General features: G+C 42.7%; 15 protein-coding genes. 5 read left to right on the plus strand and 10 right to left on the minus strand.

The genetic code is table 11. From position 1 onward, the window contains the following. Genes mutS through AC25CA_RS08925 form a run of 4 tightly spaced genes read left to right on the plus strand, consistent with a single transcriptional unit; the run spans position 1 to position 6,736 of the window. Positions 1 to 2,616, plus strand: coding sequence for a DNA mismatch repair protein MutS (mutS, locus tag AC25CA_RS08910; RefSeq protein ID WP_486813501.1), 2,616 nt, complete (start codon positions 1 to 3; stop codon positions 2,614 to 2,616). Between the two features lie 16 nt (positions 2,617 to 2,632). Next, entirely contained in the window at positions 2,633 to 4,495 is a 1,863-nt protein-coding gene (gene mutL, locus AC25CA_RS08915) for a DNA mismatch repair endonuclease MutL (protein WP_486813502.1), read from the plus strand. Next, complete coding sequence (gene miaA, locus AC25CA_RS08920) at positions 4,495 to 5,457, plus strand: tRNA (adenosine(37)-N6)-dimethylallyltransferase MiaA (protein WP_486813503.1); 963 nt, start codon at positions 4,495 to 4,497, stop codon at positions 5,455 to 5,457. The genes mutL and miaA overlap by 1 nt, the downstream gene beginning before the upstream one ends. A 1-nt stretch (position 5,458) precedes the next feature. After that, positions 5,459 to 6,736, plus strand: coding sequence for a methionine gamma-lyase family protein (locus AC25CA_RS08925; RefSeq protein ID WP_486813504.1), 1,278 nt, complete (start codon positions 5,459 to 5,461; stop codon positions 6,734 to 6,736). A 132-nt stretch (positions 6,737 to 6,868) separates the two neighbouring features. On the opposite strand, the gene lexA is transcribed toward AC25CA_RS08925, so the two are convergent. Next, positions 6,869 to 7,498 carry a transcriptional repressor LexA gene (lexA, locus tag AC25CA_RS08930; RefSeq protein ID WP_486813505.1) on the minus strand — a complete coding sequence of 210 codons (630 nt, stop codon included), beginning with the start codon at positions 7,496 to 7,498 and terminating at the stop codon, positions 6,869 to 6,871. A 135-nt stretch (positions 7,499 to 7,633) separates the two neighbouring features. On the opposite strand from lexA, the gene AC25CA_RS08935 reads away from it, so the two are divergent. Beyond that, positions 7,634 to 7,987, plus strand: coding sequence for a LysM peptidoglycan-binding domain-containing protein (locus tag AC25CA_RS08935; RefSeq protein ID WP_486813506.1), 354 nt, complete (start codon positions 7,634 to 7,636; stop codon positions 7,985 to 7,987). Here AC25CA_RS08935 and AC25CA_RS08940 read toward each other — a convergent pair. The 9 genes from AC25CA_RS08940 to AC25CA_RS08980 all read right to left on the minus strand — a co-directional run bounded on the left by AC25CA_RS08940 (position 7,950) and on the right by AC25CA_RS08980 (position 16,043). Then, on the minus strand, positions 7,950 to 8,912 hold the full coding sequence (locus AC25CA_RS08940) for a tyrosine recombinase XerC (protein WP_486813507.1): 963 nt from the start codon (positions 8,910 to 8,912) through the stop codon (positions 7,950 to 7,952). The two genes, AC25CA_RS08935 and AC25CA_RS08940, sit on opposite strands and share 38 nt — an antisense overlap. 154 nt (positions 8,913 to 9,066) lie before the next feature. Beyond that, entirely contained in the window at positions 9,067 to 10,494 is a 1,428-nt protein-coding gene (gene purB / locus AC25CA_RS08945) for an adenylosuccinate lyase (protein WP_486813508.1), read from the minus strand. Positions 10,495 to 10,512: 18 nt separating this feature from the next. Beyond that, a complete protein-coding gene (locus AC25CA_RS08950) occupies positions 10,513 to 11,685 on the minus strand; it encodes a pyridoxal phosphate-dependent aminotransferase (protein WP_486813509.1) in 1,173 nt (390 codons plus the stop codon). A 77-nt stretch (positions 11,686 to 11,762) separates the two neighbouring features. After that, a complete protein-coding gene (locus AC25CA_RS08955; protein ID WP_486813510.1) occupies positions 11,763 to 13,160 on the minus strand; it encodes an oxaloacetate decarboxylase subunit alpha in 1,398 nt (465 codons plus the stop codon). Continuing rightward, entirely contained in the window at positions 13,157 to 13,726 is a 570-nt protein-coding gene (gene mnmM / locus AC25CA_RS08960; protein ID WP_486813511.1) for a tRNA 5-(aminomethyl)-2-thiouridylate-methyltransferase MnmM, read from the minus strand. Before mnmM ends, AC25CA_RS08955 begins: the two co-directional genes overlap by 4 nt. Next, positions 13,716 to 14,093, minus strand: coding sequence for a hypothetical protein (locus tag AC25CA_RS08965; RefSeq protein WP_486813512.1), 378 nt, complete (start codon positions 14,091 to 14,093; stop codon positions 13,716 to 13,718). Before AC25CA_RS08965 ends, mnmM begins: the two co-directional genes overlap by 11 nt. Positions 14,094 to 14,095: 2 nt before the next feature. Then, entirely contained in the window at positions 14,096 to 14,806 is a 711-nt protein-coding gene (locus AC25CA_RS08970; RefSeq protein WP_486813513.1) for a pseudouridine synthase, read from the minus strand. After that, the gene (scpB, locus tag AC25CA_RS08975; protein WP_486813514.1) at positions 14,803 to 15,318 is read right to left on the minus strand and encodes an SMC-Scp complex subunit ScpB; all 516 of its coding nucleotides are present in this window, start codon (positions 15,316 to 15,318) and stop codon (positions 14,803 to 14,805) included. Before scpB ends, AC25CA_RS08970 begins: the two co-directional genes overlap by 4 nt. Beyond that, positions 15,315 to 16,043 (minus strand): segregation and condensation protein A, encoded by a 729-nt coding sequence (locus AC25CA_RS08980; RefSeq protein ID WP_486813515.1) that lies wholly within the window; start codon positions 16,041 to 16,043, stop codon positions 15,315 to 15,317. Before AC25CA_RS08980 ends, scpB begins: the two co-directional genes overlap by 4 nt. Positions 16,044 to 16,048: the final 5 nt, after the last annotated feature.

Raw genomic sequence — 16,048 nt, forward strand, 5'->3', positions numbered from 1 at the left:
ATGAAAAAACTGACACCAATGATGGAACAATATTTTTCAATTAAGGAAAAACACCCGAATGAGATTTTGTTTTTCCGTATGGGTGATTTTTATGAGATGTTTTACGAGGACGCCATACTCGCTTCAAAGGAGCTCGAAATAGCCTTAACTGCAAGGTCCTGCGGCAACAAGGAAAAAGCACCCATGTGTGGCGTACCCTTCCATTCCGCCCAAGGCTACGTTGTACGATTGATTAAAAAGGGCTATCGGGTTGCCATCTGTGAGCAAACCGAATTGCCACAAAAGGGAAAAACCCTTGTTAATCGGGAAGTGGTTAGAATCATCACCCCTGGAACCCTCAACGATGAGAAACTTTGGGTCAGCGAATCCAATCAATTTCTCTGTGCCATGCACATTGGCTTGGAAGGTGTTGGACTCTCCGCTGTAGACATTACGACCGGTGAATGGTATGCGACACGCACCTCTTTTATCGACGATGCGGATCACCACGCCTTGTTAGCGGAGATCTATAAGTATCGTCCTGTTGAACTTTTGATTTCCAATGAAAATAAGGCTGCTGGTCCCATTACAGAAAAACTAACTCAATACATGCCCACACTGCGTTTGACACCGTGGGTTGAACTGGTTGAAACAGAAGCCTTAAAAATATTCGAAAAAAAACCCGAGCTTTTGACGCGTGGAAAAGAAGAGGTTCAGGAACCTTTGGCCATCAAATCTTCAGCCATGCTCTTGGATTATCTTTACGAAACGCAAAAGGTCAATCTCTCCCATCTTAAACCGGTCTCATTCTATCGTCTTCAGCACTTGTTGCGCTTAGATGCGACAACCCGAAGAAATCTAGAATTGACAGAAACCCTACGAGACGGGTCCACAAAGGGCAGCCTGTTCTGGGTCTTGAATCGAACCAAAACCGCCATGGGCGCTCGATTGCTGAAGCAATGGATCGAACAGCCTCTTCTTGACGTAGAGAAAATCAAGATACGGCAAACAATGATTCATGGATTGCTTTCCAATTATAGCCACATGCTTCAACTTAAGGATTCCCTCAAAGATGTCTATGATTATGAACGGCTGCTGGGCAAGCTCGGATATGGGAGCTTTAGTCCTAAGGATTTCGCATCTCTCAGGCGATCCTTTGCACCCTTGCCGCAGATCAAAGAGCTCTTGCTCAGACACCCTGAAAAGCATCTATTGGCCCTAGGGGCGAATCTAGACGATCTTTCGGATCTCTGGACCCTAATTGAATCTGCAATCTCTGACGATCCACCCTTCCTTGTAAAAGAAGGCGGAGTCATCCGCCAGGGATATTCTCCTGAACTGGATGAAATTCGTGGTCTCGTTAACAACAGCCAGGCTTGGCTCATTCAATTTGAGAGCCAGGAACGGGAACGAACCGGCATTAAAACATTAAAAGTAAAGTTCAATAAAGTGTTCGGTTACTATATTGAGGTAAGTAAATCTCAAATCGTCAACGTCCCTTTGGATTATCATCGAAAGCAAACCCTTGTTAATGCAGAACGATATATTACGCCAGAATTAAAACAGATGGAGGATCAAATCCTAGGGGCGGAAGAACGCGCCCTGCGCTTGGAACAAGTCTTAATCAAAACCCTACAAGAGGAATTATCAAAGGCCATTCCACGCATTCAAGACACCGCATCTCAAGTTGCACAACTCGATACCGTTATTTCCTTGGCTACCGTAGCTCGAGAGGGACAATATGTGCAACCGAAAATTAAGGAGTCCGGTGACCTTACCATCCAAAACGGACGCCATCCTGTGATCGAAAAGATGATCGGTAAAACGGATTTTATCGCCAATCACACCTTGCTCAACCAAGACGATCATCGCATGTTGATCCTTACAGGCCCCAATATGGCTGGAAAATCCACCTATATGAGACAGGTGGCTCTCATTACGCTAATGGCCCAAATGGGCTCCTATGTCCCAGCGGACAAAGCTGAAATTCCCCTTGTGGATCAGATCTTTACAAGGATTGGTGCCTCCGATGATCTGGCACAAGGTCAAAGTACCTTTATGGTTGAAATGAATGAAGTTGCCAATATCCTCAGCCATGCAACTGATCAAAGTCTTGTGATTCTTGATGAAATTGGCCGAGGCACAAGCACCTACGATGGATTGAGCATCGCCTGGGCAGTGGTAGAATATCTTTCCAATAAAAATCGCTGCGGAGCGAAAACCCTCTTCGCCACCCATTACCACGAACTCAGCGAGTTGGAAGAAAAGGTGGATGGTGTAAAAAACTATAAGATCTCCGTAAAAGAAGAGGGGGATCAGATCTATTTTACGCGTAAAATTTCCCGTGGTAGTGCAGACAAAAGCTATGGCATCGAAGTAGCCAAACTGGCTGGGGTTCCCAATCCAATCATCCAACGCGCCAAGTCTATTCTTCAGGCGCTGGAGGAAAGTGATTTGACTCGACAGGATCGTGCCCTCCAAATGGAAATGAAGTTACCCAGTCCTAGTGCGGAGATACAAACAAATCCCCACCATCTAGAGATCATTGAGGCCTTAAAAAATCTGGACACCAATCAGATTCGACCCATCGAAGCTTTGGTTTTACTCGATGAATTAATTGCGAAATGTAATATATAGAGATATGAGGTGCAATATGAATGCAAATCGTAGTGTAATAAATCTGTTAGATGCCAATACGATTAACCAAATTGCCGCGGGAGAAGTCATTGAACGCCCCGCTTCCATCGTAAAAGAGCTCGTGGAAAATGCCATTGATGCGGGTTCCACACAAATTGTTGTAGATTTTCAAGAAGGCGGTAAAAAAAGAATCCGCGTTTCCGACAATGGAAAGGGGATTTATAAGGAAGATTTTTCGAAGATCTTTTTGCGACATACCACCAGCAAAATTTCGCAGGCCAAGGACCTTTACGCCATCACTTCCTTGGGCTTTCGCGGAGAAGCCTTGGCCAGTATTGCTGCTGTCGCTTCGGTTCAACTTTTCTCCAAGGGGGAAGAGGAAGAAGAGGGGCATTATATTCACTTTCGTGGAGGCAAACAATTGGATTTCCATCCGACGGGAAGCAATCAAGGCACGCAAATCGTTGTTGAAGATCTCTTCTTTAACACGCCTGTGCGAAGCAAATTTTTGAAATCAACTCAAGTAGAGTCTGCACGCATCTATGATATCGTCAAACGTACTGCCCTCAGTTTCCCATTTATTTCCTTTGAATGTATCCGGGAGGGGCAACAAATTTTCTATAGCTCTGGAAACGGCAAGGTCGAAGATATTCTCTTGGATCTGCAAGGTGTCCACTATTTTGAGCAATTATTTCCCATCGATGCAGAAAATTCCGGTATAAGAGTGTCAGGATTTCTATCGGATCCCAACGCTTCAAGAGGCAGTAGAAATCATCAATACTTTTTTTTGAATCATCGATTTGTAGCGAGCCGTATATTCCGTTTCGCCCTGGAGGAAGCCTTTAAACCCTATTTGATGAAGGGAAGGTTCCCCATTGCCATTCTTTCCGTTGAAATGGATCCGAGTCGAATTGACGTAAATGTGCATCCCACCAAACTGGAAGTTCGATTTCAAGGGGAGAAAGAGGTACAGGAGCAAATGACAAGCCTGCTCAAGTCCGCTCTTTATGCGCATCTGCAACCAAAGACCTGGGCATTTAAAGAAAATGAGAAATCGGCAGAAAAAAAAGAACCCGTTCAACTAAAAAATTCAGAGGATTCTACCGAAGTGCTATCACAATGGATCCATCGATATGCGCTGGATGAAGCAGAATCAACTCAACTCAATCTTTCTGAATCAGATGAACCACTTACTCCTAGTGCTGATTTGGAACTTACGAAAGATAACGTTCCTTATCGGAACGAATATGCTTTTCAGCCACCTTTACCAGCAAAATTCCTAGCTCCCTTTGCTTATCCAAGTCTATATGTCTCAGAAATTTTTGGAACCTATTTGCTAGCTAAATCAGCCTTTCCAGAGGCTTTATATCTAATCGATCAGCATGCGGCCCACGAACGAATCCTATACGAAAAACTTCGTTCCCATGCATGGGATCATAGCCAAAAGAGTCAACAACTACTTTTACAGCCGCGTGCTATCTCTTTAAATCAAACCGAACGGGAACTGGCGGAACGATACAAAGCCCGCTTTGCCCAATACGGCATAGAAATCGAAAGTCTAGGGGATGCAACCATGGTTTTGAGAAGCGTTCCCCTAGAGCTATCACAAACGGATCCTGAACGTTTTTTCATTCGCCTTTTAGATGAAATTAGTCGCTTGAGCGAACGGGTTTTATCATCCCAAGAAGAGGATGCCATCGCGCAATCCGCCTGTAAGGCTGCGGTAAAAGCGGGTGATCCCCTAACTAAAGAAGAGATCGATGCTTTATTCAAGGACCTTCAAAAATGCGAAGATCCCTTTCATTGTCCCCATGGACGACCAACCATGATCCGCCTGACACAAGCTGAACTTGAAAAGAAATTTGGGAGAAGAACATAATGCAAACTATACTTAATTCAAAGGTACTCTTTGTTGTGGGACCCACAGCAGCTGGGAAAACGAGCCTCTCCATTGAATTGGCACGTCGATATCAGGGCGAGATTTTGTCCTCTGACTCCATGCAGATTTATCAAGGCTTCACCATTGGAACCGCCAAGGCAAGCAAGGAAGAACAAGCCGAAATCCCGCACCATCTCTTGGATATGATAGAAGCCACCGGCACTTATTCCGTTGCAGAATATCAAGACGATGCGCTAGGCTTGATCGAAGACATTCAGGGACGAGGCAAAACCCCCATTGTCGTTGGGGGAACCGGCCTCTATATGCAATCCCTTCTTTATCAGCTTGATTTTTCACAGACGAATAAGAATGATGCCCTGAGACAAGAGCTCGAAAGCAAAGAAACAAAAGTCTTATATGACCAGTTACTTGCTCAGGATCCAGAGGCTAAAGATCAAATTCACCCCCATAATCGAAAGCGGGTCATTCGTGCGTTAGAAATTTTAAACGACCAAGAAAAGCGAAAGACAAATTCCTTTAGAAAACCAAGGGAAGAGTTTTCCTCGATTTTGATTGGCATCAACTTTCGTGATCGATCATCCCTCTACAAGCGAATCAATGATCGCGTTGATCTCATGATTAAAGCTGGATGGATCGAAGAAATCCAAAGTTTGATTGATCAGGGCGTTCCAAAATCCGCCCAAGCCTTTCAAGCCATTGGATATCCAGAACTCCTGAAGGTGATTGAGGGAGAAATGCCATTAGATGAAGCAATTGAAGTGATTAAGCAAAAATCAAGGCGATATGCGAAGCGTCAATTGACATGGTTTCGAAAGGAAGCCAATATCCAATGGTTTTATTGGGAGGACTATGATTGCGACCCCAAAAAGCTATTCAAAGCCGTTCATGAGGCTTATCAAACCGTGATCAATTGCGAAACAGAAGACACCGAGGAGGCGTAGCATGACAGATACTCAACAGTCCGATTCACTATTTTCATCATTCTCTTGCTCATCAGAGGACAAACAATTTTTGGATCACTCCTATCGCAGGATCTTGCCACAATTTTCTGAACTGGAATCCATTCAAATCCAAAACGAAAAAAAAATTCTAGATATCTTTCGTGAATCTCGATTAGAGAGTGCTCATTTTCAATGGAATACCGGTTATGGCTATGATGACATCGGTCGCGAAAAGGTAGAAGAAATTTATGCCAAGCTCTTTCGTGCTCAAGCAGCCTTGGTACGTCCAACCATCGCTTCAGGCACCCACGCCTTGGCATTAACCCTTAGAGGATTGCTACTGCCCGGGGACGAGGTTGTCTCCATTACAGGAACTCCTTATGACACCCTTTTAAAGGTATTGGGAATCAGTGGAGATGAGCCAGGGAATCTTTCTGAATTTGGCATTGGATTTCGTGAACTGCCGCTTTCTCAGCAAGGACAAATCCAAATTTCCAAACTGGCAAACTTTATATCTGATACGACCAAGGTCGTTATGATTCAACGTTCCACCGGCTATTCTGTTCGACCAGCTATCCGCATGGAGGAAATGTCGGCCGCAATTGCAGCCGTTAAAGAGATCCGATCCGATTTGATTGTCATGGTCGACAACTGTTACGGTGAATTTGTTGAAACGATAGAACCGATTGAAATTGGCGCCGATCTCGCTGTTGGATCTTTAATTAAGAATCCCGGAGGTGGACTCGCCCTGTCAGGCGGTTATGTAGCAGGAAGCGAAGTCTTGATTAATCGCATCGCCAATTTTTTAACGGCTCCTGGGGTGGGGAAGGAGTGCGGTTTAACCTTTGGTCAATCTCGTTCCATTCTTCAAGGTTTATTTTTTGCGCCTCAAGTCGTTTGTAACGCTTTGAAAAGCGCTCTTCTTTTTGCATCTGTCTTTGAAGATTTGGGTTATGAAACCTATCCGAATACGAAAATGAATCGCGGCGACATCGTGCAAACCATCCTTTTAAACAATCAAAAGAATGTGGAGGTTTTCTGCCAAACCATCCAAAAATGTTCACCAGTCGATTCTTTTGTGCGTCCGATTCCTTGGGAAATGCCGGGCTATGCAGACCCCGTTATTATGGCTGCAGGAACTTTTGTGCAGGGTGCTTCAATCGAACTCAGCGCCGACGCGCCCATGCGTGAGCCTTTTGCGGTTTATGTACAGGGCGGCTTGATTTTCACCCAAACCCTCTATGCTGTCGCAGAGATGATTGCTTATTATCGACAATAAGGCTGCGTCCGACAAGATGGGGGAAGCCTCAAAATAATAAAAACAAGCATGAAAAAAGAAGTTCCATATAGGAACTTCTTTTTTATTTTATTCCATTTTGTCACCGTTGTTTCTCCACATGGACAATTCGTCTTAATGAAGCTGACGAAATACCCCAACAACCTTTCCGATCACAAGAGCATCGCTGCTGTAAATGGGTTGATATAGGTCGTTTTCCGGTTGAAGACGAATCCGGTCTTTTTCCTTAAAGAAACGTTTCACTGTCGCTTCATCATCTAAAAGAGCAACAATGATCTCACCGTCATTGGCTGTTTTTTGTTGACTAACCAATATATAATCACCGTCGTGAATTCCCGCATCAATCATGCTGTCGCCACGAACCGTCAGCATAAAACACTGCTTGTTACCAATAAAATCTGCGGGAACAGGGAAGCTGTCTTCCACGTTTTCAATGGCTAGAATTGGAGCGCCTGCTGTTACTTTTCCAACGACCGGAACATTAATAACCTCCCGTTTGGTTGCAAAAGAAAAATCATCTCGATCAAGAATTTCAATCGCTCTTGGTTTCGTCGGGTCTTTACGAATATATCCCTTTTTTTCCAGGGAAGAAAGATGAGCATGTACAGTAGAGGGGGATTTTAGTCCAACAGCCGTACAAATTTCGCGCACCGCCGGGGGATAACCACGATCCATTAAGCTCTGTTTGATATAATTTAAAATGTTTAATTGCTTGTTACTTAGATCTTCATACACCTTATTCATCTCCTTTCTCATTTCTTATAGCCTGATTATATCAGAACTACAGCCATTTTACAAACATTTGTTCGAAAAGACCTTGACATCGAACGCGCGTTCTTTTATAATGAATCTAGAACAAGCGTTCGGAGGTGCTTAAAGATGAAAAAATGGATGAATTGGATGATCGTACTACTTGCAGTAGCAATCGTTTTATCAGGCCTAACCCTGGTATTCGCTTTAGGAAATGAAACAAATTTCCAAGAAAACAATGCCATGACGGAAATGGAAGATCCCAAAGTCAATTCGGATCCTTCTGAACTTTACGAAAGTAAGGTGCCGTACAAGATTCAGTCCGGCGATAGCCTATGGAAATTGACAGCAAATTATTCAGGAAGCCTCGGCCGACAAGATCTCATTCTTCAAATCATGGCGTACAACGAGTTAAGAGATGCCTCAAAATTACAAATTCATCAGGTTATTTATCTTCCGGGATGCCTTTCTTTAGTTGACTAAGGGGATGTGTATTCAGGGCTTGACGCAATCGATCGTCATCGATATGAGTATAGATCTGTGTTGTGGCAACACTTTCATGTCCCAAAATTTGCTGAAGCGCACGAATATCAACATGACCATGTTGATACATCAAGGTGGCAGCTGTATGGCGAAGCTTATGGGGAGAGTATTTTTTGGGATCTAATCCCGCAGCCAAAAGATGCCGCTTCAAAAGATGTTGAACGGCACGGACACTAATTCGCTCTTTTCGCTTGCTTAAGAATAGTGCGTTTTTATCCTTTTGAGATGGGGGACGCACCGCTAAATAAGCACCAATTGCCGCTATACACGCCTCATTTAAATAGATCGTTCTTTCTTTATTGCCCTTGCCAATTACGGTGAGGGTATCTTCTTTAATCCTGTCTATATCAATGCCTACCAATTCTGAGATCCGCATACCACAATTTAAAAACAACATAATGATCGCATAATCCCGTTTTGCATTTTCACCCTGAATATGTTCAAGTAGCCCGATGGATTCATCAAGGGTTAAAAACTGTGGATGGCGCATACTGTTCTTTGGAGACTCTAAGCGTTCTGCTGGATTTTCAGTAAGTACATTCACAATTTGATGATAGTACTTAAAAAGAGCGCGGATACTGGCTACTTTTCTGGAACGGGTTCTGCTGCCATTGCCGCATTCACGCTCCAAAAATCCAATATAGGAGAAGAGGTCTTGGAGGGTAACTTGTTTTAGATCCTTGGCGTCGTATGCTAAATAGCGTTTTTCGCTGACATCGTCCAAGGATTGTAAATGTTCTTTGCGGAGAATCATATATTTAACAAAGCGTCTAAGATCATAACGATACTCACGAACGGTATTTGGCGACTTACCGCGAATCGTTGACAAGTAATCCAAAAAGTCTGTAATTAGATAAGGATCCATATGTGCCTCCATTTTTCATGCATTTTGCTCGTTTTTTATGGTTAGTCGCAAAATACTTATTTTGCGACTTTATTATACCAAAAATACACAAAAAAAGCAAATATCCGAAGATATTTGCCGTTTTTAGCGTTATTTATATGAATTTTAGGAATTTTTAGATAGAAAGCTCCACATGAACATTTAATTGATCCTGGTAAGCGTCCAAAATCGGTTGAACAACGGTTTCCACATATTCTTCAACTTGTTGCGCTGATCGACCTGTATATTTCTTCGGATCCAATAGATCATTCAGTTCCGATGCTGTCAGATCAAAATGATCGTTTGCAATAATACGTTCCATCAAATCATTAGACTTTCCTTTTACTTTTACTTCAGCGCCGGCTTCCATGGACAAGACTCGAATCTCTTCATGAAGCACTTGACGGTCGCCGCCTTTTTTTACAGCTTCCATTAAAATATTTTCCGTTGCAATAAATGGTAGTTCCTCCATAATGTGTTTATGAATGACCTGCGGATAAACAACCAAACCGTCAAAAATATTGATCCCGATCGCTAAAATCGAATCTGTTGCCAAATATCCCTGCGCAACAGCCAAACGTTTGTTCGCTGAGTCATCTAATGTTCGTTCAAACCATTGGGTCGCTTCCACCAAAGCTGGATTCATGGTATTTGAAATCACAAATTTTGCTAAGGCCGCAATCCGTTCCGATCGCATGGGGTTTCTTTTGTATGCCATTGCCGATGAACCGATTTGATTTTTCCCAAATGGTTCTTCCACTTCCTTCAAATGCTGCAGCAAACGAATATCATTGGTCATTTTATGCAAAGATTGTGCGATACCACCGAGAACATTCAATGCAAAACTATCCAGTTTTCGTGTATAGGTTTGCCCTGTCAATCCAAAGGTTTGCTCAAAGCCCATTTTAGCTGCTACTTTTGCCTCCAATGCCTTAACCTGCGCATCATCGTTGTCAAAAAGCTTCATATAGCTTGCCTGAGTACCTGTTGTCCCCTTTACACCGCGGAATCTGTACATTTTTTTCAAATCAATCAACATTTCATAATCAAGGACTAGATCCTGAAGCCACAGTCCTGCTCTCTTCCCCACAGTTGTTAATTGTGCTGGTTGAAAATGCGTGAATCCCAAGGTCGGTTGTGAACGATGTGCCATGGCAAACTTTGAAACCCGTTCGATTAAATTGACGAGTTTTCGCTCAATCTCATCAGATGCCGCACGAATTTGAATCACATCTGTATTATCGCCTACATAAGCACTGGTTGCACCCCAATGAATAATCCCTTTGGCACTGGGACAAACTTCCCCATATGTATGAATATGCGCCATAACATCATGGCGGAATTCTTTTTCTTTAATCTTCGCCAACTCGTAATCAATGTTTTCGACCTGTGACTTCATTTCTTCCAATTGCGCATCCGTAATCGGCAATCCCAATTCTTTTTGCGATTCAGCCAAGGCGACCCATAATTTTCTCCAGGTTGTAAATTTATAATCTGGTGAGAAAATGTATGACATCTCTTTACTGGCATAACGGGTGATCAGTGGATTTTGGTACTCTCTCATTCTATTCCTCCTCAAAATCTATCTCGTTAAATATGCGCGAATTCGCTCAAGCCCCTCTATGATTAAAGCTTCCGACGTTGCATAGGACAATCGAATATAAGTGTTCATACCGAATGCATCTCCAGGAATTACCGCAACAGAAGCTTCTTCAAGCATGGTCTGCGCCAATTCAGAAGCTGATTCAAAGTTGAATTTTCTTATATAAAACGCACAGTCTACCATGACATAGAATGCACCCTTGGGCTTGATAAATTGAACATTAGGGATCTCACTTACAATTTTAACCATCAACTCTTTTCGCTTTTCAAAAACAGCACGCATAGCTTCCACTTGGCCAGACTCCTTCTCTAAAGCCGCCAATGCCGCGTATTGAGAAATCGTATTGGGATTTGAAGAGACATGACTCTGTAGGCTCGTCATTCCTTTTGTTAAATCTAGCGGAGCCGCTGAATACCCAATTCTCCACCCAGTCATTGCATATGCCTTTGAAAAGCCATTGATAATAATCGTTTTTTCTTGTATTTCCTTGGATAAGCTGGCAATACTGATATGGTCTACGCCTCCATATACCAATTTTTCATAGATTTCATCAGAAATCACCCAGATATCATGTTTCACTGCCCAACTTCCGATCGCCAGTAATTCTTCCTGATCATAGACAACACCGGTTGGGTTGTTTGGCGAATTAACAAGTAGGGCCTTTGTTTTATCCGTTCTTGCTGCCTCCAAGTCGGCAACCGTCATTTTGTACTGATTTTCTTTCTTTGTTTTCACAAAGATAGGAACCCCATCAGAAAGTTTGATCAGTTCTGGATAGCTCACCCAATACGGCACCCCGACTAAAACCTCATCGCCAGGATTGCAGATCGCTTGAAAAGTGTTAAAAAGTGCTTGTTTCGCTCCCGTAGAGACCACAATTTGGTTCTCTTGGTAAGAAATGCCTTGGTCTTCTTTCAGTTTATTGCAAATTGCAGTTTTTAGTTCCACAATACCGCTAGCCGCAGTGTATCCAATGTGGCCTTCCTCGACTTTTTCAATGGCCACATCACGAATATACCTTGGAGTGGCAAAGTCGGGTTCTCCTGCGCCAAAACTGATCACATCGACGCCAGCTTGCTTCATCGCCTTTGCCTTCGCAGTAATCGCAAGGGTCATAGATGGTTGAATTTTTTGAATTCGATTTGATAGCATACGATCGCCTCCTTTGTTTCCTTTGTATAATATATCATAAATATGAAAAAAAATAATCCTTTCGGACTATTTTTTTCCTAAACAGGATAGGTTTCATCCTCATTATCCATTTGCCATAAATCCGTATCAATTTTATAAAGCCCAGTCTCCCGCTTTTGGAAAAACTCCAAAGCGACCTGAGGGAAAAGTAGATAGGTCAATTCATCCTCATCCTGTTCCATATATTTTTTTATCTCACTTGGGATCTGCTTCATCATCGGTTTCAACAAATCTGCTGGACGTACCAAAATTTGAGCCTCATCTCCAATGATTTTCTGAACAATTTCTTTTGAAATTTCAGCTGGTGGACGACCATACATACCACGAACATAATTCTTAATTTCCTTGGGTACAATTTTGTAGCGTTCTCCCGTCAATACATTAAAGACAGCTTGGGTTGTCACCATTTGACTCATGGGTGTCACCAAAGGCGGATATCCAAGATCCTTTCGAACATGGGGCACTTCATTAAGTACCTCTTCCAAACGATCCTGCGCATGTTGTTGTCCCAATTGTGAAAGAAGATTCGAATACATCCCTCCTGGTACCTGATTGATCAAAGTGGATACATGGGTCCGCATTACCTTTGGATTCAAAAGTCCCTCGCTGACGTACTTGCCACGCAAATCTTCAAAATACTCCGCAATTTCAGTGAGTGGTTTGATATCAAGTCCAGAGTCATAGGGTGTATTGGCAAACTGTGCAATCACAACCTCTGTAGGTGGCTGACTGGTCCCATTAGCAAAGGGCGATAAGGCCGTATCTAGAATATCCACACCCGCTTCCGCAGCTTTCATGTACGTTTGATTCGCCATTCCTGTAGAGCAATGGGAATGCATCTCCAAGGGTACATCCACAGCTTCCTTAATTCGTGAAACCAACTCATAGGCTTCATAAGGCAATAGAATTCCCGACATGTCCTTGATACAAATGGAATCGGCACCTAGGTTGACATATTCTATTGATTTTTCTACATAATAACCAATATTATGGACGGGACTTTTTGTATAAGAAATAGCCGCCTGCGCATGAGCGCCTGCTTCCTTAGTTTCATGGATGGCCAATCGAATATTGCGTGCATCATTTAAGGCGTCAAAAATTCGAATAATATCAATTCCATTTCGTACAGAGGCATGAATAAATGCACTGACCACATCGTCAGGGTAATGACGATATCCCAATAGATTCTGTCCCCTAAGGAGCATCTGCAACTTTGTATTGGGCATGGCAGCCCTTAAAATTCTCAACCGTTCCCACGGATCTTCGTTCAAGAACCGCAGACTTGCGTCAAATGTAGCTCCTCCCCATACCTCCATGGCGTGATAGCCAATCTGATCTAAGGCCGCTGCAATGGGAACCATTTCACTGGTTCTCATTCTTGTTGCAATTAATGACTGATGTGCGTCCCGAAATATTGTTTCTGTTATTTGAATCATAAAGTTCTCCTCTTTTCCAAGCCATACAAGACAGGTGGATCATTTTTTTGATTTAAAAATGTAAATTTCCACGTCTGAAATTTTCGCTGGTCATAGGTTCCTAAATGAGTTTCAACACATTGGCATTCTAAGCATCCCGATTCATGACCGGGATAAGCGAGAATCATAATCACACCACCGACCTTTAAAATCTCACTGGCCGCATGAATGCTTTGAATGGTGGTTTTTCCTTGTGTCGAAATGGATTTGTCACCACGAGGTAAATAGCCAAGGTTATATAAAACACAGGCGATCTCCTGAAATCCATACTTCAACAAATTCTCATGACCATCTAGATGAAGGGTCATTTTTTTTGAACTTTCCAGCCTTTTCTTTGTAGCTCTTAAAGCCTCCTGTTGGATATCAAACCCATGTACATGGCCTGTCTCCCCAACAGCTTGCAGTAGCCATTCTGTGTCATATCCATTCCCAACGGTAGCATCTATCGCAATTTCTCCATCAAAATCATAATTTTGTTGCAGATAGAATTTTGAAAATGCCATAGCGGAATTAAACTCATGCTTCATGGTGGCAAGATCCTTTCAAGAGACTCTCAATCTGAACAGTTGACTCAAATTGGAATTCTTTCCTTAAAAAGGCACAAGAATCCGCTGCTTGCATAAAAAACATACCACGAGCAGCCATGGCACCTAGTATGCCTTTAAAGAAAAAATCGCGCATCACCGGTTGATTCGTCAGTGGTTCTAAGTCAAAGTGGTGAAGCGTAATGGTTAAATCTACACTTTCAACTGCGGCAATGCCAAGGACTTCCTTATTTCCATTATACATGGCAAAACACATCCAATTGGGTTGAAACTTCTTACAATCCGTCCATTTCTTAGTGACAATTTCTTGAATATTCATATGATTTCGCACTTGCTCGACTGAAAACATCGTTACCTCCCTGCACGTAAGGATTCAATTTCTTGTTTTGATAGCATGCGATACTCTCCGGGTTTTAGGGCTCCCAATACAAGGGATCCCATTCGAATTCGTTTCAAATCAACCACGGGATGATCAATCATGTCGCACATTCTGCGCACTTGGCGATTGCGCCCTTCTTGGATCGTTATTTCAAAAAGTGTGTTGTTCCCCTTTGGAACAATGTTGTCAACAAGTGCCGCTTTGGTCTTCTGACCTTCTAACTCAATCCCTTTTCTCAAGCGATCAAATTCTTCAGAAGAAGCTCTTCCTTCCACCAACACCTGATAGGTCTTGTCTACCTCGTGGCGGGGATGAATCATATAATTGGTAAACTCTCCATCATTTGTCAATAGAAGCAAACCTGAAGTCATAAAGTCCAATCGTCCTACTGGATAAACCCGTGGTTCCTTTGGCAAGTAATCCGTAACTACCCGGCGACCATGGGGGTCGCTAACCGAAGAGATGACATGAATGGGTTTGTAAAATAGATAATAGACATAGTCTTCTTTATAAATAACCACTCGTCCGTCGACAACCACGTGGTCCGACCCAGGAGTCACTTGGATTCCCATCTCCGTTACAATCTCACCATTGACGATTACACGACCATCAGCAATCCATTGTTCGGCTTTTCTACGAGAAGTAACTCCCGCTGAAGCGATATATTTTTGCAATCTCATCATTTTTTCCCTTTTCTGGCAGATTGATAATTCGGCAATTCTTCGATTTGATTCAAACCAAAGTGAATTAAAAACTCATCGGTTGTTCCATAAATCATCGGTTTTCCCGGCGCATTCTTTCTTCCGCGAATACAAATCACTCCGCGTTCCAAAAGTGTATGCAAACTACTCTCCGCCCGCACTCCACGAATTGCTTCAATTTCAGCCCGAGTGATCGGTTGTCGATATGCGATGATTGAGAGTGTTTCCAAGCAAGCCGTCGATAAGCGAGCCCGTTTTTCCCCTTGAATCAATCGTGTTGCCGCTTCATAGTATCGTTTATTGGTACAGAATTGATAGCCCCCGCTAATTTTTCGGATATTGATCCCCTTATCCGTATATTGCACAATCAATTCTTCCATTTCTTTTTCAATTAGACTTGGATCGACTTGTAGCACCTTGGCCAAATCGTCTCCTTTGACTGGGTCTCCATGGGCAAATAGAATGCATTCCATGGCGTTTTGTAAATGATTCATGCACTCACCTCATTCCTTGATAAGAATAGTTCCTTATCGTCTCCTGCTTCCACAGTGATTTCCTGTTGTTTTAATAATTCTAAAATCCCTAAAAAAACTGAAATATAATAGGCCACGGGTTTGCCGGGCGGAAAGCAATCCTCAAAGGACACTTTCGATTTCTTTAATTGGCTTCGAACCGATCGAATGCCGTCTTGTATCGTATATTGTTTTGCTTCCATTTTGAACTGAGGAATCTTCTCTATCAATTCTTGAGAACCCTCAAATCGATCCATAATCCGTTGAAAAGCACCCAGAAGATCCATGCTACGAACATCATCAAGCATCAATTGTGCTTCGTTGACAGGAATTGATTCCTTTTCACGAACCATAAATGGCTCTGCCTCGTACTCTTTATGTACCAACCATTTGGCAATCTCTTGAACCTGTTTGTAGGCCAAGAGTTGCTTAACCAATTCGTCTCTTGGATCCTCAACCTCGTCAGCCTGCAAGGATGCCTGATACTGAGGCAAGAGCATTTTCGACTTAATCTCCACGAGAGTAGAAGCCATGACAAGAAACTCACTTGCAATGATGAGATTGAATTTCTTCATAGAACCCAAATAAGAAAAATATTGCTCTGTAATCGTTGAAATCGAAATATCGTAAAGATCCATTTGATTCTTTTCAATTAAGTGAAACAGCAGCTCAAAGGGTCCTTCGAACTGCTCCAATATAATCTTCATTGCGC

Source organism: Gottschalkiaceae bacterium SANA (genome assembly GCA_036323355.1).
Classification (GTDB): Bacteria; Bacillota; Clostridia; order Tissierellales; family GPF-1; genus GPF-1.

Bases quoted from the DNA above. Each gene is read 5' to 3' on its own strand.
- mutS (WP_486813501.1), top strand. From the start codon at position 1: ATGAAAAAACTGACACCAATGATGGAACAATATTTTTCAATTAAGGAA.
- mutL (WP_486813502.1), top strand. From the start codon at position 2,633: ATGAATGCAAATCGTAGTGTAATAAATCTGTTAGATGCCAATACGATT.
- miaA (WP_486813503.1), top strand. From the start codon at position 4,495: ATGCAAACTATACTTAATTCAAAGGTACTCTTTGTTGTGGGACCCACA.
- AC25CA_RS08925 (WP_486813504.1), top strand. From the start codon at position 5,459: ATGACAGATACTCAACAGTCCGATTCACTATTTTCATCATTCTCTTGC.
- lexA (WP_486813505.1), bottom strand. From the start codon at position 7,498: ATGAATAAGGTGTATGAAGATCTAAGTAACAAGCAATTAAACATTTTA.
- AC25CA_RS08935 (WP_486813506.1), top strand. From the start codon at position 7,634: ATGAAAAAATGGATGAATTGGATGATCGTACTACTTGCAGTAGCAATC.
- AC25CA_RS08940 (WP_486813507.1), bottom strand. From the start codon at position 8,912: ATGGATCCTTATCTAATTACAGACTTTTTGGATTACTTGTCAACGATT.
- purB (WP_486813508.1), bottom strand. From the start codon at position 10,494: ATGAGAGAGTACCAAAATCCACTGATCACCCGTTATGCCAGTAAAGAG.
- AC25CA_RS08950 (WP_486813509.1), bottom strand. From the start codon at position 11,685: ATGCTATCAAATCGAATTCAAAAAATTCAACCATCTATGACCCTTGCG.
- AC25CA_RS08955 (WP_486813510.1), bottom strand. From the start codon at position 13,160: ATGATTCAAATAACAGAAACAATATTTCGGGACGCACATCAGTCATTA.
- mnmM (WP_486813511.1), bottom strand. From the start codon at position 13,726: ATGAAGCATGAGTTTAATTCCGCTATGGCATTTTCAAAATTCTATCTG.
- AC25CA_RS08965 (WP_486813512.1), bottom strand. From the start codon at position 14,093: ATGTTTTCAGTCGAGCAAGTGCGAAATCATATGAATATTCAAGAAATT.
- AC25CA_RS08970 (WP_486813513.1), bottom strand. From the start codon at position 14,806: ATGATGAGATTGCAAAAATATATCGCTTCAGCGGGAGTTACTTCTCGT.
- scpB (WP_486813514.1), bottom strand. From the start codon at position 15,318: ATGAATCATTTACAAAACGCCATGGAATGCATTCTATTTGCCCATGGA.
- AC25CA_RS08980 (WP_486813515.1), bottom strand. From the start codon at position 16,043: ATGAAGATTATATTGGAGCAGTTCGAAGGACCCTTTGAGCTGCTGTTT.